Raw genomic sequence first — 25,496 nt, 5'->3', positions numbered from 1 at the left:
CAACCCGCTCAGGATGCGCTAAAGTAGTAAATCGGTTCGGCTGCGGCTGAATCCTGTGGGGTATGGTGTAATTGGCAACACGGAAGATTCTGATTCTTTTGTTCTTGGTTCGAGTCCAGGTACCCCAGCAAAACAACTAGGGAGCAACTCCCGCCCAGCCCGGCTCACGCCGGGCTTTTTCTTTGCCCAAATGACCTGCTGCGGCGAGTACGAGCTTGTAAAGGCGAATTCGAACACGAGATCGCTGGCGATCCTGTCGCGCTCTGAAATCTCAGAGCCGGCTTAGGAAGCAGCGTTTCGTCCGCCAAGTCTGCATGCGAAATGGCGTCGTGTTCGTCGAATTGTGTTTCACAGCGAGTCAAATGCCCGATGGCCGTTCGACAGCGCTAAGAATGAGTGCTGATCGTAAAAATCGAATATTTATCGGAGGCTGGAAGATGATTGAACGACTTCTTATTCAGAATTTTCTACGCTTCGAGCATCTTGAGATCGAATTCGATTCTGAAATGAACATTCTGGTGGGCGATAACGACACTGGAAAGTCTACGATCATGTCCGCGCTAGAGATGGCGTTGACGGGGAGACTTGGCGGCCGCACTCTTGATGGTGAGCGCTCTCCTCATTGGTTCACGAAGTCGGTCTCCGAAGCTTGGATCATGGCCATTCAGAAGCGTTCTGACACGCCTCCACCTGTGATCCTGATCGAAGCGTACTTTCGGGACTCTGGGATGTTGGTCGCACTGAAAGGGAAGAATAATTCACTTCACCTAGATGTCCCCGGCATTCGCTTGGAGGTGCAGCTGGATCCAGCTTTCGCCGTGGAGTACGCCGCCTACGTCACGGAACCCGAAAAGGTTACGTCGATTCCAATCGAATTCTTCAGAGTCGACCGTCATGATTTCGCTGGCGAAGATGTGTCGAGAGCGCGACCGGTAGTCACGGCGGCGCTTATCGACGCATCAACGCTGCGGCTGCAAAGTGGCACCGACTACTATTTGCGCAAATCGATTAGTGATCATCTTGATTTAGAGGCACGCGCCAAGCTCTCGCTCGCTTTCCGAAACCATAAGGAGGCGCTTGTTCAAGACCCTGCCTTCGTGGCCGCGAACGATTCGATAAAGGTCGAACGGACGACCTTGAGTAAGAAGAGTTTGACACTATCAAGTGATGCTTCGGCAAAATCTTCATGGGAATCCGGACTTGTCCCGCACTTGGACAGCATCCCTTTTGACCTCGTCGGGCAGGGCGAACAATCTGCCTTCAAAATTCTGCTTGCATTAGAAAAGGACGGCACCGATCGTCACGTTGTAATGGTGGAAGAGCCGGAGAACCACCTGTCCCATTCCAACCTGAGCAAGCTGATCTCTAGAATCCGTGAGCGTAGTTCTGGCCAACAGGTTTTCCTCACCACTCATAGTTCGTTCGTGCTGAATAAACTCGGTATTGACAAGCTCCGGCTGCTGTCCGAGAGCGGTCAACTTACGTTAGGTTCACTCCCAAACGATACGAAGAAGTATTTTGCGAAATTGGCAGGGTATGACACGCTGCGCATGGTGCTCGCCAAGTCTGTAGTTTTGGTGGAAGGCCCTTCCGACGAGTTGATTGTTCAGAAGGCATACCACCAAAAGCACGGTCGGCTGCCGATCGAAGATGGCATAGACGTTCTCAGCGTCCAGGCCTTAGCATTCAAAAGGTTCCTTGAATTGGGGAAAGCGCTCTCGTTGAAGATAGCGGTTGTTACGGACTTGGACGATGATGTCAGCGACGCTAAAGCGCGGAAGAGATTCGAGCAATTCGAAGTCAGTCAGCGCGTTAAAGGATTCGTCGGAAATGTCGCTGACGGGCGGACGCTAGAGCCACAGCTGGTCTCATCTGCGGGCCGTGCAGCTCTAAATACAGTGTTCGGATGGAACACCATTACAGATGACGAGCTGGTCGACAAAATGACTGCCTCGAAGACTGAAGCCGCTTTGCGCATTTTTGAGCACGCCAGCGACATAACGATGCCTGAATATATAAACGATGCCATCAAGTTCGTTGAATAACGCAATTGTCGCAGCCGCGGGCTCGGGGAAAACCGAGGAAATCGTGACGCGCGCGCTAGCTCTCCCTCCCGAGGAGGGAATTCTAATTACCACTTACACGAGCAATGGCGCGGCTGAAATACGCAACCGAATAATCAGCAAAACAGGGGTTGTGCCTCCAAACATTCGAGTCATCCCTTGGCTTACCTTTTTGATAAGACACGGGATAAAGCCCTATCAATCTGAGGCAGTTGACATCAACCAAGTGAGCGGACTTCATTTCGATAGGAGGCTCGGATATCCCCGCAAAACCGATGTTCGACGTTACTACCTGGATTCCGCGTCCAAGGTCTATAGGGACTATCTAGCGGAATTTGCCTGCCTGCTTAACGACAAATCCAATGGGGCAGTTGTCAAACGGATAGCCGCGATTTTCCCTCATATATTTTACGATGAGATTCAAGATATTTCAGGACGTGATTTCGAATTTATTGAGCTGTTGATGGACTCGACCTCGTCGGTAACTGTCGTCGGCGATCCAAGACAGGGAACGTTTTCGACCACACAGTCGCGCACGAATAAGGGAATGACGAAGTCTGACGTCGTGAATTGGGTGGAAAAACTTGAGGCGAGCAACAAGATCAAGGTTTACCTGATGACGCATTCATATCGCTGCCGTCCAGAGATTTGTGATCTCGCCGATGCGCTTTACCCGGACTTAGCGAAAACTGAATCTAGGAATCCGAGCTCGACGATTCACGATGGAGTTTTCTTGGTCCGGACCGAGGACGTATCTACGTATCTGAGGAAACATGATCCGCAGGTATTGGTTTGGGACAAAAGAAGCGAGACCTTCGGGGCCAATGCGAGAAACATGGGAGAGGTGAAAGGGCTCACTTTCGAACGGGTTTTGATCAATCCGACTGCACCTATTTCTAAGTATCTTCAGAAAGGTTCCGACCTTGCCGCGGGTAGCCGAGCTAAGTTTTACGTTGGGGTTACTAGGGCGCGCCAAAGTGTGGGAATAATTCTTGATCTTCCCGGGCGCTCTGATCTCCCGGTGTGGAATTCGGAGAATTGACGCGTTGCGTTCGCGGGCCAATAGTCGTTATCCCGCTCGTGCAATTAGTTCACTTGGAGCGAGCCGAAAAGCGCAGCATTGCGCTCCTCGAGCAGCGTCTGCATGTAGCGCCGCAAGAACAGCTTCTCTACGAGGCGCCCGAGTGGCCCGAAGGGGGCCGCGAAGGTGAGACGATCCTGCATGTGGGTGCGGCCGTCGATCTCTTCGAAGAGATGCTCGTGGTGGTAGGCGGCGAAAGGGCCGCGGACTTGTTCATCCGCAAACCGGTGCGGAGCATCCACGTCAAAAATTCGGATCGTCAACCGCAGCGGCAGGCCGAAGTGGCGTGCCGACCAGGTGACGACATCGCCCTCGACGAACTGGCCAGTCGTGCGACCCGCGATGACCTTTTCGCGGTGGTGCGTCATCGAATCGAGGTGCAGATTCACGCTCAGCGATAGTGCGCACACCTCAGCGATCGGGGCATCGAATACGGTATCGAGCACGATCAACTGGGTCATAAGTTGAGCATACGTTCACCAACGCGAGTCTGGAGGGTGCGGTTCGTATCGCTGACACCGATTCAGCAGATCTCGCAGGTCGCCGCGTTCTGGGGAAGAAAACTATCGCGCAGCGACGTGGGGCCGAGTACGATCAGCGCAGTGATTCAGCACCACCAAGGGAGTTGAAGTGAGCAGTACGTCCCGCCTTCGTTCACCGGTCTCAACGCCAATCGGCGTCCCTGTTGTTGTCTAGAAGAGAGGCTCGCCGCAGGGGAGTGCGGAAAGTAGGCTTCGGGGTCGCCAGTATTTCTCTAGTGATTGGCCTGAGCGCCTGTGCTGGGGTGCCCCCGCGGTACGACAGCGTTATCGGGATGACGCTCCTCGATGCCACGCCATTGCTCCCGGGTGACCTCTCCATCTACGACCTATCGACACCGCTTCTCGATGTCGAGCCCAGCTACGACGGTGGTGAGCCTGCGGGGCGCTGGGTGATCGTGGCACAGTGCCCTGACATCAACGCCGGGGCAATCGGCATAGTCCCGATCGACGACTACGCGGGTGTTATCAAAGCCACCGCCGAGGATCAGGGGTGGAACTACACGCTGCTGGAGTGTGCTGAATAGGCAGTGCGGGGGAGGCGTCGACTCACGGCCTAATCGCGGCGGTTAATTTATATAGCCGGGCTATGTATAGTGGAGGCATGCCAACTTCGCTTCCCTCCCTGCTGGGCGACCTCGTCTCGGTCAACCAGCGCCTCACGCGGTTAGCCGCGCGCGCCACCGGCAGCTCCGAATCGCCCGCAGTGTGGCGCACCCTCAGCGTGCTCAACTCCGGCGGGCCCATGCGCCTCGGCGAACTTGCCGAACTCAGCCGCGTCGCCCAGCCGACCGCCACGAAGCTCGTCAGCAACCTCACCGAACGCGGTTGGGTCAATCGCCTCGCCGATCCGGATGACGCCCGCGCCTCCCAAATCGCCGTCACCACCGCCGGTGCAGATGCCCTCATCGCCTGGCGCGATGAACTCGCCGGAGCCATGCTCCCGCTCTTCGCCGACCTCGACACCGACGACGTGGCCGTGCTGCGCCGCGCCGTCGAAATCATTGGGCAACGAGCGGATGCCGCAGCCGACCTCGCGCCGGGCGCCCCCGTCACCGCACCCCCAGAAGGACAATCATGACCCGCACCACCGCATCCGACACCGGCGCTCCAACGTCCGAAACCGTGAACCCCAACGCGAGCACCACCAGCAGCATCCTGCACCAACCGCGTGCCGTCTGGGCCGTCGCCTTCGCCTCCGTGATCGCCTTCATGGGCATCGGGCTCGTTGACCCGATCCTGCCCGCCATCGCCCAAGACCTGCAGGCAACAGCCACCGAAACCGAGATGCTCTTCACGAGCTACCTGCTCATCACGGGTCTCGCCATGTTCTTCACGAGCTGGATCTCGAGCCGCATTGGCGCCAAACGCACCCTCCTCATCGGACTCGCCCTCGTCGTGCTATTCGCCTTCGCCGCAGGGCTGTCGGGCAACGTCGAATGGGTCATCGGCTTCCGCGCCGGCTGGGGGCTCGGTAATGCCCTCTTCATTTCGACGGCTCTCGCGACCATCGTGGGTGCGGCATCCGGAGGCACGAGCTCGGCGATCATCCTCTACGAAGCAGCCCTCGGCCTGGGCATCGCGATCGGGCCACTCCTCGGCGGGCTCCTCGGCGGCATCAGCTGGCGCGGCCCGTTCTTCGGCACCGCCACCCTCATGGCCATCGGCTTCATCGGCATCGTGACCGTCATGAAAACGGATGCGGTGCGCCCCACCCCGACGCCGCTCTCAGCGCCCTTCCGCGCTCTGGCCAACCCGGCCCTCGGAGTTCTCGCCGCCGCAGCGCTGTTCTACAACATCGCATTCTTCGTGCTGCTCGCCTACACGCCGTTCGCCCTGGTTCCGCTCGGCTTTGGCAGCGCCATGACCCTCGGCTTTATCTTCTTCGGCTGGGGGCTCTCGCTCGCCGTCACCTCCGTGTGGGTCGCGCCGCTGCTCACGCACCGCCTGCCGCGCACCCTCGTACTGCGACTCGTGCTGCCCCTGCTCGCGCTCGACCTCGTGGCGGCCGCGCTCTTCATCGGCTCCGGCCCCGGCCTCATCGTGTGTGTCGTCGTCGGCGGAATGCTGCTCGGCGTGCTCAACACCGTGCTCACCGAATGCGTCATGGAAGCCACCGACCTGCCACGCTCGGTGGCGTCATCCGCCTACTCGGGCGTGCGCTTCCTTGGGGGAGCCATCGCCCCACCCGCCGCCAGCATTCTCGCCGCCGCGATCTCACCGGCAACCCCGTTCTACGCCGCAGCGGGCTCCGTGCTCGTTGCGACCCTCATCGTGATCTTGGGTCGCAAACGCCTACGGAAAGCGGATGGCGCAGAAATCAGCATCACCGAAGAAGCCGAAGTCATCGCGGCTGGCGACCGCTAGCGGTGCCAGCCATTTAGCGCGTGACCTAAAGAGCGCAACGAAAAGCCGCCCACTCCCAGTAACCAGCTGGAGGGTGGGCGGCTTCTTTTCGCTCGCGAGTGTGTCGGCGACTGTTCGGGTCTAGCGTCGCCGGCTGCTCAGGTCTAAAGGGGCTTGCGGTAACGCAGCAGCTTGCCGATGAGCTTCTGCAGCACGGGGTAGAGCAACACGATGATCGTGAGAATCATCAGCGCGGCGCTCATCGGGCGGGTCAAGAACTGCGTAAGGTCCCACTCTGTCTTGATGACGCTCTGCATGAAGTTCTTTTCCACAATCGGCCCAAGAACCAACCCGAGCACTACCGGGGCGAGCGGGAACTTCGCCTGTTCCAGCAGATAGCCGAGGATGCCGAAGATCAGCATGATTCCCACTTCGAGCAGGCCGTTGTTGATTGAGAACGAACCCACAACACAGAACGCCACGATGATGGGCATGAGCACCGAGTTAGGCACCCGCAGTAGCATTCCGCTGCCACGGATGGCGAGGTAGCCGAGCGGGATCATCAAGATATTCGCCGCGATGAATACGATGAAAATCGAGTACAACAAGGGCGCTTGACTATCGAATAGTGACGGCCCCGGCTGTACGCCCTTGACGAGCAGCACACCGAGCAGAATGGCGGTGATCGTGTCTCCCGGGATGCCGAATACGAGTGTCGGAATATAGGCAGAGCCGACTCCGGCATTGTTGGCAGAACTCGCACCAACAATCGGTTGGATGTGCCCCTTGCCTCTACCGAAGTTCTTGCCCTCTTTCGAGCCGTTCTTGGTAACCGCGTAGGCCACCCACGCCGCGATGTCTCCGCCAGCGCCCGGCAACGTGCCAATCGCGCTGCCGATGACATTGCCGCCGACTGCTGTCTTCTTGTAGCTCCACAGAGTGCTTGCGGCATTGCGCAGCAGACCCTTCGACTCGATACGAATCGGGAGCGCTGCTGGGGGAGGGCTGATGACATTGCGCAGCACCTGCGACAAGCCGAACAGACCGATCATTGCCGGGATGAAGTTGATGCCACCCAGCAAGTCGCTGCTGCCGAACGTGAAGCGGGGGAAGCCCACCGAGATGTCCAGACCAATGGTCGACACGAAGAGCCCGATGAGCAGCGCGATGGTGCCCTTGACTTGAGAACCGCGAGAAATAATAACCGCGGCGGTCAGGCCAAGAATTGCGACCCAGAAGTACTCGTACGACGTAAAGAGCAGCGCCACCTTGGCAAGCTGTGGTGCAGCGAAAATCAGCACCAACCCACCGAAAATTCCGCCGGTCGCCGACGCCAGTAGGCCGACTCCGAGCGCGAGAGCGCCCCGGCCGTTCTGGGTCAAGCGGTAGGAATCTTCGACGTAGGCCGCACTCGCCGGTGTGCCTGGCATCCGCACCAAGGCCGACGGGATGTCACCCGCGAAGATCGCCATCACCGACATCGTGATGATCGACGCAATGGCGGGAAGCGGGTCGAGGAAGAATGCGAAGGGCACGAGAAGCGCGGCGGCCAGCGTGGCGGTGAGGCCAGGAATGGATCCAATGAAGATGCCGTAAACGCCTGCGGCGAGCACGACGAGGAGCAGTTCCCAACTCGCCACCATGCTGAGCGCTTGGGAGAGATTGTCGACCATGTTCTAACCCCAGAATCCAAGAGGAAGCGGCACAAGGAGCACCTTATTGAAGATCAGCCAGACCACGAGCGTGGTGAGCACGCCGGCCGTGATGGCGACCCACCACTTCGTGCCGAGTCGGAAGATCAGACCGACCGTCATCACACTGACGGTCGTGAGAAAGCCGAGGAAGTCGACGGCGAGAAGATAGAAGATGACCGCACCGATGATGAGCCCGGCATTGATCCACCTGCTCCAGACGACAGCTTCGCCCTTTTCCTTCGCCGGTCGAACAGTCTTGCGATCTTTGAACCATCGCCCCAGAAGCAGGACACCCATGAGAATCATGAGCCCGCCAATAATGCCGGGGAAGAGCGAGGGGCCGAGCTCTCCGCTCGGCAGGGTGGGGTAATCGCGGACGGCGAGAAGGATGGCCGAGCCGAAAACAACTACGACCACGCCACTGGCGAGGTCGTAGCTGTTTTCGGGCTTGCCCACCGACTCCTCTACCTCCGGAGCGGTGTCGAAAGTCATCCGGTCAGTCCTGCTGCTTCCATGATGGTTCCCTTTGCCTTGTCTTCGTTGACGATGAACTCAGTAAACGCGGCTGTGTCCTTGCCGTCAACGCCGAAGCCGGCGGTCGTCATGAATTCGACGTACTCGTCGCTCGCCACAATGTCAGCAACCTGGCATTCGAGTTCAGCAACGATGTCTTCGTCCATTCCAGCGGGGCCAGAAACGCCGCGCCAGGAACCCATCGAGAAGTCGATTCCGACCTCCTTGAGGGTCGGAACGTCGGGGTAGTTCGGGTCGCGCTCTTCGCCCATAATGGCGAGCGGGCGAGCTTCGCCGGCACCGATCATCGTGGCGTTCTCAGCGAGGCTGGCGAACGTGACATCAATACCGCCAGCAGCGAGCTCTTGAAGGGCGGGGGCGGAACCAGCGCTCGGTACCCAACGGATGTCGTTGACATCCATGCCGGCCTCGAGCAACATTCCGGCGCGAGCCAGGTCCCAAATTCCACCAATTGCTGTGCCAGAGCCGACGATGTCGCCGGGGTTAGCGCGGGCATCATCCAGAAGGTCTTCGATCGTGTCCCACGGGGCGTCAGCGGCAACCGTGATGCCCGAGGGGTCAGAGTTGACCTGAGCGATCGGAGTGATGTCTTCATAGCTGAGGTCGGTGAGACCCTGCCAGTGCATCATGGTGATTTCCACCGTGGTCATACCGATAACGGAGCCGTCGGCGTTGCCGTTAGCGATGGCCGTGTGACCGATAACGCCACCACCGCCGTCACGGTTGACGACGTTGACCGGAACTCCCAAACGGTCAGACAACTGAATTCCGACGAAGCGAGAGACGCTGTCGGTGCCTCCGCCGGCAGCCCACGGCACGATGAATTCGATCGCACCACTCGGGTACGTCGACGAAATGTCACACGCATCACCCGAACTGCCCGCAGCAGAATCAGTAGAAGTTTCGCCGGACTGCGCACAGCCACTGACGAGAAGTCCCGCGGAGACGGCTATGGCGAGTCCCGAAACCCTGACGCGACGCGAAGGCTTGTGCAAGAGCCCGCTAGAGGCGATTTTTGACATCGACATTGATATCCAACCAATCATTGTTGTTAATTCACGTTCATGCTTGTGAACGCCGAAGATACCACAGTTGGCAGGGTGCTGTCTTTAGTGCTGCAAAAACTCATCGTCAGAGAAGTGCCACAACGAGTTCACATCTGTAAACTCCGGACTATGCAACACCAGACAGCGGCGTCACCAGCCCATTCCGTCAAGTCGGCCGATCGCGCATTGGCGATCGTCGACTTGGTCGCAGCCAAGGGCTACGTGAGCTTCACCGAGATCGTTACCGCGCTCGCGCTGCCGCGATCTAGCGCCCACGGCCTGCTCAACACGCTGCACTCTGCGGGCTGGCTTGAGCACGACACCTCAACCCGGCAGTATTCGTTGGGGCTGCGTGCCTGGCATGTCGGCCAGATGTACACCGGTCACAACCAGATCGCTAACGCGGCACGGCCGGTGCTCGATGACCTAGCATCCGATCTCGGCGAAACCGTTCAGCTGCTTCGACTCGATGGTGCAGAAAGCGCATATTTCGCTATCAGCCAGCATTCCAGTGAGGGAATGCGGTTCGGTTCGTCGGTCGGGATGAAGCTCCCAGCCCATGCAACAGCGCCAGGCACGGCGCTGTTGAGCAGCCTCGATCCCACAGAAGTGAAGCGCCGGCTTGTTGCCGCTCCTGCGCCGTTGTTAGTCAACAAAGTGGCCGTCGAGGTGCCCGTTCTTCTTGCCCGCATTGCCGAAGTGAAAGCGCGGGGCTACGCCCTAGACGATGAGACTTACCTCGCAGGCTCCCGCAGTGTTGCTGTGCCGCTCACGAGCGCGACCGGCGGAATCACTACGGCGATCTCCATCACGATGTCGGCGACGCGCACGAGCGATCTCTGGCCGACGGATGTGCTGCGGGCTCTGGTGGCAGCAGCGCACGAAGTGCGGGTGCAGCTCGGCGCTCGCGAGCCCGAGATTGTGGTTCCAGCGCTGGGGTAGTCACGGCGCTCTCGCCCCACGACCGCACTTGAGATCTTGGTATACCAGTATACTAACTCCGGATGTCGGCCTAATGGAGGGTTTTGAGAATGCACACCAATTCAGCGAATCGCAGTGAGATCGATGAGCAAGCGGCGGCGCACCTCGCCCCGTTAAGCCCCGAAGCGACCCTCGCACTCAGTCGAGTGAGCACCGCAACGATCACCACTCAGTTGATGTCTCGTGGGCTGCGCAACACCTACCTCGAGGGGCTCGAATTCTCGAACCCCGAGCGCCAGCGTCTGCTCGGAGAAGCATTCACGATGCGGTGCATCCCCGCCAGAGAAGACATCGATGTGCCGTCGATCTTTCAGGACTACGACCATCCGCAACGGATCGGTGTCGAGTCGGTCGAACCGGGGCAAGTGCTCGTCATTGACGCTCGCGGCAAGAAGCGGGCGGCATCCATTGGGCACATTCTCGCGACACGCTTGAAGATGCGGGGAGCAAGCGGAATCGTCAGCGACGGCTCGTTCCGCGACATGGTCGGTTTCGAAGAACTAGACCTGCCGACGTTTTCTGCCGGCGCATCGCCGACAACCAACCTGGCGCAGCACCACGTTGTGGACTTTCAGATCCCGATCGCGTGCGCCGAAGTCGCAATCTATCCGGGTGACATCATGGTCGGCGATCGCGATGGAGTGGTCTGCATCCCACGTCACCTCGCCGAGTCTGTGGCGCACGACGCTCTCGAACAGGAAGAGCTCGAAGAATTCATCCTGTCGAAAGTCGAAGCGGGAAGCCCCCTGCGCGGAACGTATCCGCCCAACGAAGAACTGCTGAAGAGCTACAGCGAACTGCTGCCCAACTAATCGTGAGTCCGCTACAGCCCGAGCTCACGCTTGGTTACACGCTCGATGGAGGCACCAATGTGTTCTTTCATCAGACGCGCTGCCGTCGTGGCATCCCCGCTGCTCGCTGCAGCGTAGATCGCCTCGTGCTCGCTCGCTTCAATCTCGCGTCGCGGCCAGTTCTCCCAGAGCACTCCAGCAACGGCCAACGCCGTGAGATCCTGCAAACGGTCGAGCGAATTGACGATGAACTCGTTCTCGCTATTGGCATACATTCCGCGATGAAAGCGACGGTTGGCGAGCGCGGTCGCCGCGTTGTCGTTGGCGGCGGCGAAAATACGAGCGTCAGCCAGCGCCTGGCCAGCGACAGTGAACTCACGACCGCTTCGCGCAGCATCCATAATGGCCCACGGTTCGAGCAAGACACGCTCTTCATAGATGTGGCGGATGTCGGTGAACCCCAGTCGTCGAACCGAAATGCGGCGGGCCTGAACATCCAGCAGTCCCGATCGCTCGAGCACAATCAGCGCTTCACGCACGGGAGTTTTCGAGACCCCCAACTGCTCGGCAATCTTTCGCTCGACAAGAACCTGACCCGGTTCCAAGGCTCCAGAAACGATCGCCGACCGCAGTGCATCGATGATCTGATCCGTGCGCGTGGGAGTGTCCGCCTGCGGCGGCAGCGGGGACGGAAAAGTGGCGTCGAGCGACTGGGTCATGGAGGTCAGCCTAAACGACCACACGCTCTGCCTCGCAAATGCGACACCAGAACGGCCGCGCACTTCACACCCCACCGCCCCTCATCCTTGGGAGAATCATGCTGACAACGACCAACCCCGCAACCGGGATTACGAACGAAACCGACATTGAACAGACGTCACCGGCAGAGACTGCCGCGCGGGCCGCATCCGCGCAGCTAGCGTTTGACACAGTGCGGGGGAGCACTCGTGACTGGCGGGCCGGGCTGTTGGAGGCCCTCGCCGACGGTTTAGAACATCACCGCCCAGCGCTCGTCGCCACGGCCAATGACGAAACCGGTCTCGGCGAGGCGCGATTGAATGGCGAACTCAGTCGCTCGCAATTTCAGTTTCGACTGTTTGCTGAAGCGCTTCGTGAAGGTAGCTACCTTGAGGCCACGATTGACCACGCCGGGGAAACCCCGCTAGGGGCTGCGCCAGAGCTGCGCCGGATGCTGCTGCCCATTGGGCCAGTAGCGGTCTTCGGATCGAGCAACTTTCCGTTCGCGTTCTCTGTTGTGGGCGGTGACACTGCATCGGCGCTCGCGGCGGGCAACAGCGTCGTCATCAAGGCGCACAGTTCGCATCCGCTCACCTCGCGGTTGTCGTTCAGCACGCTCGCTGACGCGGCTTCGGCCTACGGTGCTCCGGAGGGCATCCTTGGCATTGTGTATGGCACCGAGTCGGGGCGTGTTCTCGTGGCCGACCCGCACATCGCTGCCGTCGGATTCACCGGATCGCTCGGAGCAGGAGAAGCGCTGCTGGCAATCATCAGCAAGCGCCCCAACCCGATTCCGTTCTACGGAGAACTCAGCAGCCTGAACCCGCTAATTGTGACGCCGGCGGCAGCAGCCGAACGCACGACGCAGATCGCCGAAGGGCTGTTCGGATCCTTCACCCTAGGGGCCGGTCAGTTCTGCACCAAGCCGGGCGTCGCCTTCGTGCCGCGGGGGGAGAGCGGAGACGCGCTCCTCGAAGATCTGCGAGCGCGCACCGCCGCGGCTGGTGGAATGGTGCTGCTCAACGAACGCATTTCGCATTCGCTGACCGACATCCTCGGAAGAATCACGAATGATGGTGGCGCGAACGTACTCGCGGTCGGCTCGTTGGCTGGCGCGGGCATCCTCGCGGCGCCCACGCTGCTGGAGATCGATGCTGCAGACTTCACTGAAGCAACCGCCGAGGAAGCCTTCGGGCCCGTGCTCGTTGTCGCTCGCTTCGACTCGCTTGAGCAGATCTTCCACGCCGTCGATGCCATTCCCGGTTCGCTCACCGCCACTATTCACCACGGCGATGATGAACCGGATGTCGTACGCCAACTTTCTGAGCGGATTGCGCCGACAGTCGGTCGACTCGTTTTCAACGGCTTTCCTACCGGAGTGCGAGTGTCGTGGGCGCAACACCACGGCGGAAACTGGCCGTCCACAAACTCCCAACACAGCTCGGTCGGTGTCAGCGCCATCCGTCGTTTTCTCCGCCCGATCGCTTTTCAGGATGCGCCGGCAGCGGTGCTCCCCGAGGAATTGCGGGAGGAGTTCTCCTCAATCCCGCGTCGTATTGACGGTGTGCTCGTTCTTCCGGCCCGTGCCGCGACCAGCAAAAAGGTGATCGTGTAGCCTCGACTCGTTGGTATACCAAGCCTGACCATCCCCGATTTTTAGTACCTGTTTTTCATCGCTCAACCAGAAAGAGGCACCATGCAGCTCAACCTCACCGGCCGCAAAGCCCTAGTCACCGGCGCAGGACAAGGAATTGGCGCGGCGATCGCGCTTGGTCTCGCCCAAGCCGGCGCAGATGTCGTCGTCCACTACGCCAAGAGCAAGGATGCCGCTGCCGACGTCGTGGCCCAGATCGTGGCCCTCGGCCGCACTTCGGTCGCGGTGCAGGGTGACCTCACCGACTCTGCCCAAGCAACATCCGTCGTGGATGCCGCTGCGCAAGCGCTTGGTGGTCTCGACATCATCGTGAACAACGCAGGAAACCTCGTCGGGCGTCACACGATCGCCGAGATGAGCGACGAGCACTGGCACCAGGTGATGGATGTCAACGCCACGAGCGGGTTCTTCGTCTCTCGCGCGGCGATCCCGTACCTGACGCAGTCGAGCGCCGGCCGCGTCATCATGATGTCGTCGCTCGCCTCCGAAAATGGTGGTGGCGCCGGTGCTGTTGCCTACGCGACGGCAAAGTCCGCCATCGTCGGCTTCACGCGAGGTCTCGCCAAGGAGCTTGCCGCGTCGAACATCACCGTCAATGCTCTCGCGCCCGGGTTCATCGGTGACACTCCGTTCCACAACAACTTCACGCCAAGCAGCGCGCAGCCCGGAATCATCGCCGGTGTGCCGTTGGGGCGCGCTGGAACTGTGGAAGACGTCGCTGGCGTCACTGCCTTCTTGGCCTCTGACCTGTCGTCGTACGTGACGGGGCAGGTTCTCGACATTAACGGCGGGTTGAACTTCCGCTAGCCAGCAATTCCGCGTCCGCTCACGAGAGCGCTACCCCTTGAGGGGGATGACCGCGATCTTGCCCTTAGCGCCCGCCACCACGAGAACGTTGCTGGCCTCGATACCGTCGAGGGCGGCAACGATTTCGGCGATGCCCGGTTCAAGCGGCGAAGCAGTCGCGCGCTGAAGAACCGTCACGCGGGCTCCGGTTGCAGCGCGCACGGCATCCACGAGTTCGGCGTTGTCGTGGGAGGCTACGAGTGTGACGCGACCGATGCGACGAACGACTTCTTCAGTGACGTTGGAGGCGCGGTCTCGTTGCCAAATCGCGAAATGGTAGGCGGCAACGAGGAGGGTGGCCGTGAGCAGCCCGAGGGCTTGACGCGAACGCTCCACGAAGCTTTCACCACTGCCACCATCGAGCAAGAACGAGAACAGCTGAAAGCCGATCACGAGCAACGTGATGAGTGCCACGAGTGCGCTGAGGCCGAAAATGATCACGAGATAGATGCGCCGACCGGGAGTCGCCACGCGCTCAGGAGCTGACGCGTGCAGCGGGCGCCAGGCTCTCCACCAGAAGACTCCACCCACGAGCAGGCCACTGAGACCACCCAATAGCAGGCTGCGGATGTTGCCCTCAATAATCGAATTGCTGGATGTTGCGAGCAACGCATTTACCGTCACGCCGACGCCAGTCGCGGCCACCGCAAGGGACACACCAGAGCTAGCGAACCCGACCGCGGAGCGGACTCCCCGAGAGCGTGCTCCGAAAATGCGAGCGTGATAAGTGAAGACAACGATGCCAACCGCGGCAGCCGAAAACGCGCTGCCGAGAGGACTCAGAGTGACCGAGAGTGGTTCTGGCACGCGCGCGAGCAGCGAGAGAATCACCCACAGCACAACGGCGGTGCCCACAACGTAGGCCGCAATCGAGGCGATGCCCGAAATGAACACCAGCAAGACGTTGGCGAAGCCGTGCGATTGCGAACGCACTCCGGCGCGGAACCAATGCCACCACCACAACAGCGCGCCGCCGGCTGCCCAGACGAGCGCTTGCAACACCAGCTGCCACAGCGGGTCTGTCACGAAAACGCTTCCCACGAACGCATCAATCGCGGCATCAATGATGCGGGCGACAGCCACCGCTAGTCCGCCAGCAAGATAAATGAGGCCCAACAGCGATGCGATTGCCGGTGCAGCACCGGCTAGGCGGGTGGGCGCTTTGAGCGGATGCCGCCACATCCAGTAGTGCCAGGCCCACACCAAACCCCACACGATCCCCACGGCAAGGCCGGAGGGTCGCCAGCCGTTGACGATCGCATCGGACGCCCAGGAGAACAACGAGATGGTTGCGACCAGGAGCGCGACCGTTGACATCACGACGAGATATACCGGCCAGAGAATGGATGCTCGATCTCGCGCCATTGCCGAATCGCGCCACGTCAACCACCACAGCCCCGCCGCGAGAGGTCCAGCGACGAGGGCGGAGGCGAGTGATGTCGCCAAGCCGTAGTTATCGAAACTCACCTCGACACGGCCAGCACTGAACAGTCGGTCGAGCAGGCCGCTGAGGCCGCTCGCCGCAATAATGACGGTCGCCGCTAGCAACCCGTAGGTGATGACTCGGCGCACAGTTTGCACGCCACCGACCGCTGGCGTCGCTGCCACTGAGGGTGGGGGAGTTGTTGTGCGTGAGGTGGTCATTCGCCGAGTCCTTGGTTGTAGCAGAGGGTGAGGTCCCACGGGGCTGACTCAATCCGCCATGAGCGGTCTTCGAGAACGAGGGTGAACACTTCTTCTGACACGTAGCCGGAGCCACCGAAATCGCCACTGCCGCGTTCCATCGACACCCGCACCACGGCGGTGTCGTCGTTGATGGTTGACGAGATGACGGTCATCCTCAGGCCTTGAAAGGTGCTCGGATCGGCCGGGTCGCAATTCTCACGCAGCTCGGCGGACAACAGGTCGCGCGCCGTCGCGAAGTCGCTATCCACAATCGCGAGCGAATAAGACTGCACAACGCCTTCGGGCGTTGCCGGATCGAGTACCGCTGGGCCGCCGCGGGTGAACACCACAACGAGCGCAATCACCACGATGGCGGCGATGACGGAAAGGATCGCGATGAGCGTGCGATCGGGGCGTGCGGCGGTTGGTTCCATGACGCCATCTTCGTCCATCTCGGCCTGCAAGGCTAGCCATCACTTCACCAGCGCTCGCTGGGGACGCTCGGCATCCCTCAACCGCTGCGTGTGGATGCCATTGCCCCTGTCAGGCGGGCTTGCCGCGCATCTCGAGCGCGATCTGTGAGGCGTCGAGATTCGCCAAGGCATTCTCCAGCAGGTCGGCATCGAAGATGCCGTTATCGCGCGCGTCAAGCAGAGCCGTGCGCTGAGCATCAATGACCGCCAGTCGGTGGCGTTTCTCGTCATCGAAATCAGCGTCCAGCGGAGCGTAGGCGTTATCGCTATCAACGACAGCACCATTGACATCCAGCCGCGGAGGGATGGTGCTCGCGCTTGCTTTCAAGAGGGCAAAGAGGCGGGTTCGTTCTTCCCGTTCTCGCTCAGCGACCGCGACCTTATCGGCCTTCGGTGAGATCCGTCGTACGACGGTGCCGATCGTTCCACCCTGGACGAGCAGTGACATCGCCGCCACCGCAAACGCAATCAAAATGAGGGTCGAACGCTGAGGAGTGTCAGCGGGCAACGTCTGGGCTGCAGCCACCGTGATCGCGCCTCGCATGCCAGCCCACACCACAGTGGTGCCCTCGCGCCAACCCAAAGGCTCACGCCGAAAATACTCGATATCGGCCAACGACCGAGTGACCAGACCGGTCACGCGTTGAAGATAGCGCTCCGATCGGGCCGGATTGTGTTTACTGCCGCGCTCCGCCGCATCCTGAATGTCCTTCGGTGCATTCAGCCGCTCTTGCACCACCTGCATTCGCGACTTCATAGACTCATGCCGCTTCGAACGGCGGGCCAAGAACGCGAGAAGGGGAGCGACATACGCTGCACGCACCACGACTGTGATCACGAGAGCCCCGGCCGCGATCAGCACCGCATTCCTTATTCCTGCATCATCGTTTTCGACATCCGTCAGAATGGCCGAAATCTGAAGGCCCATCATCAAGAAAATCGCGCCCTCAAGAACGAGCTCGATCATGCGCCAGTTCTGGGTGTCCGAAAGCCGATTCTGGGGCGAGAACAATCGTGGTGCCCGGATGCCGGTCACAATTCCTGCAACAACAGCGGCGACCAGCCCCGAGGCACCCAATAACTCGGCAGGAACCGACGCAATAAAGGGGACCGTGAACGAGATCGCCGTGTTGACGGTGGGATCGGTGATGCGTTTGCGAACAACAAGGTTCAGCCAACCAACCGCACCACCAATGACGAGGGCGATCAGGACCGAATAGGAGAAGGAGCCAACCGCACCCCAAAACGAGAACGTTGCTGCTGTCGCCACAATCGCGGCCCGCAGCAGCGCGAGGGCAGTCGCATCGTTCAGCAAGCTTTCGCCATCGAGCATGGCAACAACCCGCTTTGAGACTGGTGTCTTCTTGATGATGGATGCTGCAACGGCATCCGTGGGGCTCACGATGGCGCCCAACGCAACACCCCACGCGAACCCGAGCCCCGGAATTACGAGCATGAAGAACACGCCAAGGATGAGCGCAGTGCCCACAACTAGCACCACCGACAGTCCGCCGATGGCCCCAAACTCCCGCCGGAAGTTCATGGTCGGCAAGGACACCGCCGCCGAATACAGCAGCGGCGGAAGGATGCCTTGAAGAATCAACTCAGGATCGATCTGCACCGAGTCGAATGCCGGCACGAGACTTGCTGCAACGCCAATGGCAACGAGAACGAGGGGTGAAGCAACTCCGAAGCGGGGGCCGAGCAGCGTCGCAGAGGCAATCACAATGAGCGCGACCACGATCACGATAAGCAGTTCGGTCATGTGCTGAGCCTTTCAGGGAAATTTATCGAAAAGCTGATAGCCGGAGAGGACTGATGCTGTCTCAGCGCGAGGGCGAGAATGGATAGACTCGCACCGACGAGTTTGCCTAGGCGTTAGGTGGCTCTTGCACCTTGGCCAAGGAGGTCCACTATGAGAAGAAAACTACTCTCCGCCGCTGTTTGCGGTTCCACCCTATTGCTTGCACTCACCGCCTGCAGCGCTCCTGCAGATTCGGGATCGACCGCCGGTGGCGAGTTGACCGGAACCGGTACTGGCGCAGAATGCGTCATCGATTCTGAGATCCCCATTGGTGCTTCCTTTAGCCTCACCGGTGCTGCTGCACAGTACGGTGCTGGGCAGAAGAATGCACTCGAACTTGCGGTCAAGACTCTCAACGAGGTTGGCGGCGTCACGTACGACCTCACTGTCGAGGACGACGCGACCGACCCGAAGGAAGCCATCCAGGTCTTCGATAGCTTCATTAGCGCTGGCGCTAGTGTCATCATCGGCCCGACGCTGTCGAACACGGCAAAGCAAACAGACCCGATCGCGCAGGACGCTGGCGTTCCCGTGCTCGGTGTGTCTAACACTGCAGCGGGCATCACCGAAATCGGTGACTACATTTTCCGCGACTCCCTCACTGAAGATGCCGTCATCCCGCAGACCGTCAAGGCTGCTGTTGACAGTCTCGGTGTGCAGAAGGTCGTTGTCATGTACGCCAACGACGATGCGTTCACCGAATCTGGCTACCAAGCGTTCGCTGCCGCTCTCGAGGACCAAAACGTTGAGGTCGCTGAAACGCTCACCTTCTCCAAGGCTGACACTGACTTCCGCGCCCTGCTCAACAAGGCAAAGCAATCTGACGCCGACGCGATCATCGTTTCTGGTCTCATCGACGCCGCAGTGCCGCTCGTGACCCAGGCCCGTGAAATCGGCATCGACACCCCGATCATTGGTGGAAACGGCTTCAACTCGCCCGCACTCATCGAAGGTGCTGGCGATGCTGCAGAAGGCGTCATCGTGGGAGCCGCGTGGAACTCCGCGTCAGACAATGAGCAGAACGTGAAGTTCATTGATGACTACACCGCCGCCTACAGCTCAGCTCCCGACCAGTTCGCCGCTCAGGCGTACGCCGGAATGCAGATCATCGACCAGGCAGTCCGTTCAGAATGCTCGGGCGAGCGTGACGGAATCAAGGCTGGCCTTGGCACAATCACGGATGTTCCTACCGTTCTCGGTAATGTGACTCTGAACGCGAACCGCGATGCTGAACATGACGCTCTCGTGCAGATCGTTCAGGACGGCCAGTTCGTCATCCTGAACTAGCGTCACCGCACCGCACCGCCAAATACATGCAGACTGCGTGCCGCCTTCGGGCGGCACGCAGTCACAGAGCAGGGACACCACCAATGCAACTCTTTCTGGACGGGATATTTCTCGGCTCGATCTACGCGTTATTCGCGATCGGGTTCACCCTGGTATTCGGCATTCTTGACCGGCTGAACCTGGCCCATGCGGCGGTGTTCACCGCCGGCGCCTTGGTCGGTATCGAGATCGTCACGGTCTTCGGGGTCCCGATCTGGCTGCTCATCCCCATCGTGCTGGTGGTTGGCGCGATCCTGGGCATTGCTATCGAGCGCATCGCTTTCAGGCCGCTCGCCGGTCGCCACGATGCGCACTTCGCGGGGCTCATCTCTTCGATTGCGTTCGGCGCGATTATCCTCTCTCTCTTGCAGGCGCTGTACGGGGCCGATACCCGTCGTTTTCCCGCGGATGCCTTTCCCACTACGCGCGTGGAAATCTTCGGCGCGACAGTGTCCCTGCTTCAAGTCGTCATCCTCATCATCAGCGTCTCGCTCATGGTCGTTCTCACTTGGCTCGTGGCCAAATCCAAGCTGGGTCGAGGAATGCGCACGATCGCCGAGAACCCGCACGCCGCCGCCGTCCTCGGCCTTAACGTGGGTCGCATCAGCAGCACAACCTTCGCGCTCTCGTCTGCACTCGGTGCGGTTGCCGGTGTGTTGTTCACCCTGAACGTGAATGCTGCATCCCTCGGCATCGGCCATGCCGTTGAACTCAAGGCCCTCGCGGTGATCATTGTCGGCGGAATGGGATCCCTGCCGGGAGCACTCGTTGGTGGTCTGATCCTCGGTCTGGCCGAAGTGCTCGCCGTCAACTACATCGGCAGCTCGTGGCGAGACATGGTGGCGTTCGGTCTTCTGTTCCTCATCCTCATACTTCGACCGCAGGGCCTCTTCGGCGCTCGCAAGACGCGGGAGGTCTAATCGTGATCGCGGAATACTCGTCACTCATCACCCTGATCGCCCTCACGGCGATTCTCGCCTATAGCTTCTACGCCGTGCTCATCGCCGGCCAGTTGAGCTTGGCGCAGGTAGGGCTCGCCTCGTTGGCGGCCTTTACCTCGGCGCTTGTCGTACCCTCCGAGCCACTATTCGGCTTTATCCCGCCGCTCGTCATTGGCATCATCTTCGGCATGATTGTCGGCGCCTTCGCCGCGTTTATCTTGGGACTGCCCGTCATTCGCCTTCGTGGCGTGTTTCTTGCCATCGCCACTCTCGCCTTCGGTGAAATGGTGCGGATCTTTCTGATCAACCAGACATGGACGAATGGTGCGCAAGGGCTTAGCTTCGCCAAGCTCGTTGGCCCCGGCGTCGCCTGGATCGCGTTGATCGTCGTGGCGTACTGGTTCTGGCGCCTGTCTGGTTCCCGCCTCGGGCGAGCGTTCGCCGCAATTCGCGAAGATGAACTGGCCGCGACCACCATGGGCATCGACGTTCCTCGGTACCGGATGGCGTCGTTCGTGATCGCCGGAGCAGTTGCGGGCCTCTATGGCGTGCTTCTCGCGCACTTCTCCCGGTTCGCGGATCCGAACGAGTTCTCCTTCACTGCTGCAGTCGATGGACTTGTCACCGCAGTCGTCGGCGGTGTCACGCTCTTCATCGGCCCCGTTCTTGGCTCCGCTTTCCTCAGTTTGCTTCCTGAAGTGCAGCGCGCGATCGGAATCGATGCCGGGTGGATTCGCCCCACGATTTCGGGTGTGCTTCTTCTTGTCGTGATTCTCTTTCTTCCCGGTGGCCTCTCGGGGCTCATCCCGGTGCGAAAATCGGCCAAGCGACTGAACGTCGATCCGTCATTCCAGCCCACGCTGCCTGCTCTGCCAGCTGTTGGTTCCGAGCTTGTCAACCTCAGTGGCCTTGGCAAGTCGTACGGCGGAGTTCACGCCGTGCAATCTGTTGACCTCACGGTGAATGCTGGAGAGGTGCTCGGACTGATCGGGCCCAACGGCGCGGGAAAGACCACCCTCGTCAACATGGTGACCGGCCTGACGCCGCCAACGACGGGAACCGGCAGTGTTCTCGGCGTTCCTCTCACCGCCAGCACAAAAGCTCACCGCCTGGCGCAAGCCGGAGTGGCGCGCACCTTCCAGCAGATCAAGCTCTTCAACCGCCTCTCGGCGCTCGAAAACGTGCTCGTCGGCGGCTACCGCATCACGCAGGACACCCTGTTGCGTCGGCTGTTCTTCTTGCCCTCAGCTCGACGTCTCGAGCGTGAAGCCGTCGCGATGGCCTCGGCCCAGCTGGTCCGCGTGGGCCTCGGTGAGAAAGCCGCGAACGCCGCCGGTGACCTCTCCTATGGCGACCAACGTCGACTGGAGATCGCCCGCGCGCTCGCCTCGCATCCGTCTCTCCTCGTGCTCGATGAGCCCGCAGCGGGAATGAACCATGTCGAAGCAGCAAGCCTGTCGGAGCTCATTCGTTCGCTGGCCGCCGACGGCATCGCCGTGCTCGTCATTGAGCACAATGTGCGGATGATGCTGGCCACGTGTGACCGCATCATGGTGCTGAACTTTGGTGAGATCATCGCCTTCGGAGAGCCGAGCGAGATCGCTCGGGACCCGCGCGTGCTCGAGGCCTACCTCGGATCAGCAGGCTCCGATGAGGATGTCGAGGCGGCATCCGTGCTCGCCTCCGAAACCCTCGCCCACGTCGTTGATGACCGTGTAGCCGAGCACCCCGAGCATGACGGTGCTGCTGCGGCTGACGACGCGACTACCCCGGAGGAGAACCGATGAGCGACCCGATTCTGAGTGTCACGGGCCTGCAGGTCAACTACGGGCGCGTGGAGGCCGTGCGCGACGTGTCCTTCGAGGTGCCGGTCGGCTCGCTTGTCACGCTCGTCGGCGCCAACGGTGCAGGCAAGACTTCGGTGCTCAACGCCGTATCGGGGCTCTTGCGCCCGCGCCAAGGTGTCATCACTTTCGAGGGCACAGACGTCACCAAGTGGCCGGCACACCGCCTAGTGAAGGCGGGGCTCGTGCAGGTGCCGGAAGGTCGCGAGATCTTGGGCACCCTCACTGTTGCCGAGAACCTCACTCTGGGTGGCTGGCACCGCAGCAACAGTGCGATGCACGCAAAGGTTGCCGAAGTCTACGAGCGATTCCCCGTGTTGTTTGAGCGTCGCAAACTGCATGCTGGCGCGCTATCCGGTGGAGAGCAGCAGATGCTGGCGATTGCCCGCGCTCTGATTGCCGAACCGAAGATTCTGCTGCTCGATGAACCGTCGATGGGGCTGGCTCCGAAGATCGTCGACGAAGTGTTTACCGTGATCGAGGAGATCCGGCAGACCGGCACCACTGTCGTCCTTGTCGAACAGAACGCCCGCCGTGCCCTCGCCGCCGCCGACTACGGTTACGTCTTGGAGACCGGCGAAGTGTCGCACTCTGGCCCCGCCCATGAACTGCTCGCTGACGAGAAGGTCATCGAGGCCTACCTCGGCCTCGACTAGGGCAGACAGCGAAAGACCCGCAACACTCTCGTCGTTGAGTGACGAGGATGCTGCGGGTCTAGCCACGCAGTGCGGCGACCTGTGTGGTCGCCGTCACCGCAACTACGGCTGACTGCGGATGATCGAAACAGGCCCCGACTGATCGCTCGCTGTCGTCAGTTGGGGCGAAGCGGCACCCGTTGCCTTCGCTTCGGCATCGTCGCTGTCATCGTCGTCCCCGAGCACGTTGAGCGATTCCGTGGCTTCTCCGCGGTCGATGCTGGTGGCCAACGGAACCTCTTTGAGGAACATCAGCAGCACGGCCGAGAGCAGAACCAGCGGCACCATGTAGAGGAACACCGGTGCCAGCGAATCGTTGTAGGAGCTGACGATGATCTCGCGGAGCGCATCCGGAAGATCGCGCACAGCAGCTGGTGTCAATGAGTTGGTGTCGCCGGTGGTGCCAGCGGCAGTAGCCGGAAGGCGGGTGCTCAGCAGATCGGTGAGACGAGCAACGAACAGGCTGCCGACCACTGCGGTGCCGATTGAGGCACCAATCTGGCGGAAGTAGTTGTTGGATGCCGTAGCGGTGCCGACCTGCGAGTTGGGGAACGTGTTCTGCACGATAAGCACCAGAATTTGCATGCTCATGCCGATACCGAGGCCCATCACGGCGAGGTACGAGCAGAGAATCCAGAGGGGGAGGTCGGGCGTCATAGTGGAGAGCAACGCCAAACCGGTAGCGAGAACAAAGGCGCCCGTGATCGGTAGCCACTTGTAACGGCCGGTGCGACTAACCAGTTGGCCCGCCGTTACCGAACTCAGAAGAAGCGCACCCATCATCGGAATCATCAAGAATCCGGCCTGGGTCGCATTCACACCCGTCACCATCTGCAAGTACGTCGGCATGTAGGCGAGGGCACCGAACATGGCGATACCGGTAATCAGGCCGGATGCCGTCGTGAGAACAAAGTTGCGTTCCTTGAACATGCCCATGGGCATGATCGGCTCGGCGGCGGAGCGTTCCACCATCACGAAGGAGAAGGCGGCGACAACGGCGATGATGATTAGCGAGATGATGAGCAGCGAATCCCAGTCGTACTGTGTGCCACCCCACGTTGTCGTGAGAACAACCGCTGCCGAAGCAATGGCGAGCAACACCATGCCGGCGACATCGATACTCGGCTTGCGCTTGTTGTGTGGGGGGAGTTTGAGCAGGGTGACAGCAGCGAGGATCGCTAGGGCACCGAGCGGGAGGTTCATCCAGAACGCCCAACGCCATCCGATCGACTCAGTGAACCAGCCACCGAGTAGTGGCCCGGCGACGCTCGCGAGAGCAAATACGCCGCCGATCGCTCCCATGTAGCGGCCACGCTCGCGTGCGGGAATCACATCGGCAATGATCGCCTGCGACAAAATCATGAGGCCACCGCCACCGAGTCCCTGAACGGCACGGCCGACGATCAGCCAGGTCATGTCGGGGGCGAGCCCGCCGACAACAGAGCCAATCATGAAGATGGAAATTGCTCCGATGAACAGACCCTTGCGACCAATGAGGTCACCGAGTTTTCCGTAGACGGGCATCATGATGGTCGCAGCCAGAATGTAGGCCGTCGTGACCCACAGCATGTGGTTCACGCCATCGAGCTCTCCCACAATGGTGGGGAGCGCAGTGCTGAAGATGGTTTGGTCGAGAGCTGACAGCAGCATCGTCACCATGAGACCCACGAACAGCAACAGGATGCTGCGCTTCGTAGCGGGATCGTTGAAGGTTTCGGGAGTGACGTCGGCGACGGGTGGTTCGTTGGTGGTTGTCATTGAAGTGTGTTCAGTGTTTCTCGTGTAAGTCCGATCGCGCGAAGGTACATGGAGTCGATGTCGGCGGTAGCGCCGGCAGCAATCCATTCCTTGACCGCGATTCGAACGGATGCGACGCAAGTGGCTACGGCAATTTCGGCGACGTGTTCGGGGTCGCGGGGGAGCGTAGTTTCTCGCTTATTAAGGAATTCGACAACGGCAGCAGCCATCGTGCTGTTCAGTTGCGTGAATTGGTGAATCTGTCGGCTCAACAAACGCGGGTGTTCTTGAACAAGAGCCATCCGCTGTGTTTTGAGCTGAGTTCGTGCGGCCATCGGGCCAAAGATGTGGAACATGGTGGAGACGATCGCAACGACCAAGTCATCGGTTTCTGCGCCGGCGACTCCAGCATCAATCGCGCGCTGAACTTCTCCCATGTCTTGAGTGCCGAGGATGGCATCCTCTTTGCTCTCGAAATAGTTGAAGAAGGTGCGCGGCGAGATGTCGGCGCGGTCGCTGATCATGTCGACCGTGGCGCCATCAAGCCCTTCAGCCGTGACGATTTCAACCGCGGCAGTTTCGATGCGCAGTCGCGTTTCGATTCGTTTGCGGTCGCGGAGACCGAGGGCAGGAGTATCAGGCACTCAGCAATAATTGCAGAGACTGCAAAAATGCACAACTGCAAAAAGCTGGGAGAG

Annotated in this window: 23 protein-coding genes and 1 tRNA gene; 14 read left to right on the top strand and 10 right to left on the bottom strand. The window is 60.3% G+C overall.

Features of this window, described 5'->3' with window-relative positions; all coding sequences use genetic code 11:
- Positions 1-56 precede the first annotated feature (56 nt).
- The 3 genes from I6E81_RS04220 to I6E81_RS04210 all read left to right on the top strand — a co-directional run bounded on the left by I6E81_RS04220 (position 57) and on the right by I6E81_RS04210 (position 3,105).
- Positions 57-128: transfer RNA gene (locus I6E81_RS04220), tRNA-Gln, on the top strand.
- Positions 129-437: 309 nt separating this feature from the next.
- The gene (locus I6E81_RS04215; protein WP_197106131.1) at positions 438-2,045 is read left to right on the top strand and encodes an ATP-dependent endonuclease; all 1,608 of its coding nucleotides are present in this window, start codon (positions 438-440) and stop codon (positions 2,043-2,045) included.
- Entirely contained in the window at positions 2,023-3,105 is a 1,083-nt protein-coding gene (locus tag I6E81_RS04210; protein ID WP_197106130.1) for a UvrD-helicase domain-containing protein, read from the top strand. Before I6E81_RS04215 ends, I6E81_RS04210 begins: the two co-directional genes overlap by 23 nt.
- Before the next feature lie 44 nt (positions 3,106-3,149).
- Here the strand turns inward: I6E81_RS04210 and I6E81_RS04205 are convergent, their stop codons facing one another.
- Complete coding sequence (locus I6E81_RS04205; RefSeq protein ID WP_197106129.1) at positions 3,150-3,605, bottom strand: SRPBCC family protein; 456 nt, start codon at positions 3,603-3,605, stop codon at positions 3,150-3,152.
- Between the two features lie 296 nt (positions 3,606-3,901).
- Between I6E81_RS04205 and I6E81_RS04200 the strand changes: the two genes are divergently transcribed.
- The 3 genes from I6E81_RS04200 to I6E81_RS04190 all read left to right on the top strand — a co-directional run bounded on the left by I6E81_RS04200 (position 3,902) and on the right by I6E81_RS04190 (position 6,050).
- A complete protein-coding gene (locus I6E81_RS04200) occupies positions 3,902-4,210 on the top strand; it encodes a hypothetical protein (protein WP_197106128.1) in 309 nt (102 codons plus the stop codon).
- A 77-nt stretch (positions 4,211-4,287) separates the two neighbouring features.
- Complete coding sequence (locus I6E81_RS04195; protein WP_197106127.1) at positions 4,288-4,764, top strand: MarR family winged helix-turn-helix transcriptional regulator; 477 nt, start codon at positions 4,288-4,290, stop codon at positions 4,762-4,764.
- On the top strand, positions 4,761-6,050 hold the full coding sequence (locus tag I6E81_RS04190; protein WP_231603857.1) for an MFS transporter: 1,290 nt from the start codon (positions 4,761-4,763) through the stop codon (positions 6,048-6,050). Before I6E81_RS04195 ends, I6E81_RS04190 begins: the two co-directional genes overlap by 4 nt.
- Before the next feature lie 143 nt (positions 6,051-6,193).
- On the opposite strand, the gene I6E81_RS04185 is transcribed toward I6E81_RS04190, so the two are convergent.
- The 3 genes from I6E81_RS04185 to I6E81_RS04175 are packed head-to-tail and all read right to left on the bottom strand — an operon-like array spanning position 6,194 to position 9,285.
- On the bottom strand, positions 6,194-7,702 hold the full coding sequence (locus I6E81_RS04185; RefSeq protein WP_197106126.1) for a tripartite tricarboxylate transporter permease: 1,509 nt from the start codon (positions 7,700-7,702) through the stop codon (positions 6,194-6,196).
- A gap of 3 nt (positions 7,703-7,705) precedes the next feature.
- On the bottom strand, positions 7,706-8,215 hold the full coding sequence (locus tag I6E81_RS04180; RefSeq protein WP_197106125.1) for a tripartite tricarboxylate transporter TctB family protein: 510 nt from the start codon (positions 8,213-8,215) through the stop codon (positions 7,706-7,708).
- The gene (locus I6E81_RS04175) at positions 8,212-9,285 is read right to left on the bottom strand and encodes a tripartite tricarboxylate transporter substrate binding protein (RefSeq protein WP_197106124.1); all 1,074 of its coding nucleotides are present in this window, start codon (positions 9,283-9,285) and stop codon (positions 8,212-8,214) included. Before I6E81_RS04175 ends, I6E81_RS04180 begins: the two co-directional genes overlap by 4 nt.
- A gap of 147 nt (positions 9,286-9,432) precedes the next feature.
- On the opposite strand from I6E81_RS04175, the gene I6E81_RS04170 reads away from it, so the two are divergent.
- On the top strand, positions 9,433-10,245 hold the full coding sequence (locus I6E81_RS04170; protein WP_197106123.1) for an IclR family transcriptional regulator: 813 nt from the start codon (positions 9,433-9,435) through the stop codon (positions 10,243-10,245).
- A gap of 89 nt (positions 10,246-10,334) precedes the next feature.
- Positions 10,335-11,096, top strand: coding sequence for a ribonuclease activity regulator RraA (locus I6E81_RS04165; protein ID WP_197106122.1), 762 nt, complete (start codon positions 10,335-10,337; stop codon positions 11,094-11,096).
- 11 nt (positions 11,097-11,107) lie between these two features.
- On the opposite strand, the gene I6E81_RS04160 is transcribed toward I6E81_RS04165, so the two are convergent.
- Complete coding sequence (locus I6E81_RS04160; RefSeq protein ID WP_197106121.1) at positions 11,108-11,794, bottom strand: GntR family transcriptional regulator; 687 nt, start codon at positions 11,792-11,794, stop codon at positions 11,108-11,110.
- A gap of 98 nt (positions 11,795-11,892) precedes the next feature.
- On the opposite strand from I6E81_RS04160, the gene I6E81_RS04155 reads away from it, so the two are divergent.
- Both I6E81_RS04155 and I6E81_RS04150 read left to right on the top strand, forming a co-directional pair.
- A complete protein-coding gene (locus I6E81_RS04155; RefSeq protein WP_197106120.1) occupies positions 11,893-13,428 on the top strand; it encodes an aldehyde dehydrogenase (NADP(+)) in 1,536 nt (511 codons plus the stop codon).
- An 81-nt stretch (positions 13,429-13,509) separates the two neighbouring features.
- Positions 13,510-14,274 (top strand): SDR family NAD(P)-dependent oxidoreductase, encoded by a 765-nt coding sequence (locus I6E81_RS04150; RefSeq protein WP_197106119.1) that lies wholly within the window; start codon positions 13,510-13,512, stop codon positions 14,272-14,274.
- A 30-nt stretch (positions 14,275-14,304) separates the two neighbouring features.
- On the opposite strand, the gene I6E81_RS04145 is transcribed toward I6E81_RS04150, so the two are convergent.
- From I6E81_RS04145 to I6E81_RS04135, 3 genes are all read right to left on the bottom strand, one after another.
- On the bottom strand, positions 14,305-15,957 hold the full coding sequence (locus I6E81_RS04145) for a DUF5671 domain-containing protein (protein ID WP_197106118.1): 1,653 nt from the start codon (positions 15,955-15,957) through the stop codon (positions 14,305-14,307).
- Positions 15,954-16,412, bottom strand: coding sequence for a hypothetical protein (locus I6E81_RS04140; protein ID WP_197106117.1), 459 nt, complete (start codon positions 16,410-16,412; stop codon positions 15,954-15,956). The genes I6E81_RS04145 and I6E81_RS04140 overlap by 4 nt, the downstream gene beginning before the upstream one ends.
- Before the next feature lie 109 nt (positions 16,413-16,521).
- Positions 16,522-18,216, bottom strand: coding sequence for a sodium:proton antiporter (locus I6E81_RS04135; protein ID WP_197106116.1), 1,695 nt, complete (start codon positions 18,214-18,216; stop codon positions 16,522-16,524).
- A 150-nt stretch (positions 18,217-18,366) separates the two neighbouring features.
- Here I6E81_RS04135 and I6E81_RS04130 point away from each other — a divergent pair, with 150 nt between their 5' ends.
- The 4 genes from I6E81_RS04130 to I6E81_RS04115 all read left to right on the top strand — a co-directional run bounded on the left by I6E81_RS04130 (position 18,367) and on the right by I6E81_RS04115 (position 23,022).
- Complete coding sequence (locus I6E81_RS04130) at positions 18,367-19,542, top strand: ABC transporter substrate-binding protein (protein ID WP_197106115.1); 1,176 nt, start codon at positions 18,367-18,369, stop codon at positions 19,540-19,542.
- An 83-nt stretch (positions 19,543-19,625) separates the two neighbouring features.
- Entirely contained in the window at positions 19,626-20,501 is an 876-nt protein-coding gene (locus tag I6E81_RS04125; RefSeq protein WP_197106114.1) for a branched-chain amino acid ABC transporter permease, read from the top strand.
- A gap of 2 nt (positions 20,502-20,503) precedes the next feature.
- Entirely contained in the window at positions 20,504-22,309 is a 1,806-nt protein-coding gene (locus I6E81_RS04120; RefSeq protein WP_307784099.1) for a branched-chain amino acid ABC transporter ATP-binding protein/permease, read from the top strand.
- On the top strand, positions 22,306-23,022 hold the full coding sequence (locus I6E81_RS04115) for an ABC transporter ATP-binding protein (protein ID WP_197106113.1): 717 nt from the start codon (positions 22,306-22,308) through the stop codon (positions 23,020-23,022). The genes I6E81_RS04120 and I6E81_RS04115 overlap by 4 nt, the downstream gene beginning before the upstream one ends.
- Positions 23,023-23,124: 102 nt before the next feature.
- On the opposite strand, the gene I6E81_RS04110 is transcribed toward I6E81_RS04115, so the two are convergent.
- On the bottom strand, positions 23,125-24,819 hold the full coding sequence (locus tag I6E81_RS04110; RefSeq protein WP_197106112.1) for an MDR family MFS transporter: 1,695 nt from the start codon (positions 24,817-24,819) through the stop codon (positions 23,125-23,127).
- Positions 24,816-25,442, bottom strand: a complete 627-nt coding sequence (locus tag I6E81_RS04105) for a TetR/AcrR family transcriptional regulator (RefSeq protein ID WP_197106111.1) — start codon at positions 25,440-25,442, stop codon at positions 24,816-24,818. Before I6E81_RS04105 ends, I6E81_RS04110 begins: the two co-directional genes overlap by 4 nt.
- Between the last annotated feature and the right edge of the window lie 54 nt (positions 25,443-25,496).

The sequence above is a fragment of the Salinibacterium sp. NG22 genome, from assembly GCF_015864925.1.
Lineage (GTDB): Bacteria > Actinomycetota > Actinomycetes > Actinomycetales > Microbacteriaceae > Rhodoglobus.
The sequence above is the reverse complement of the archived record's forward strand: the minus strand, read 5'-3'. Positions and strand labels throughout refer to the sequence as shown.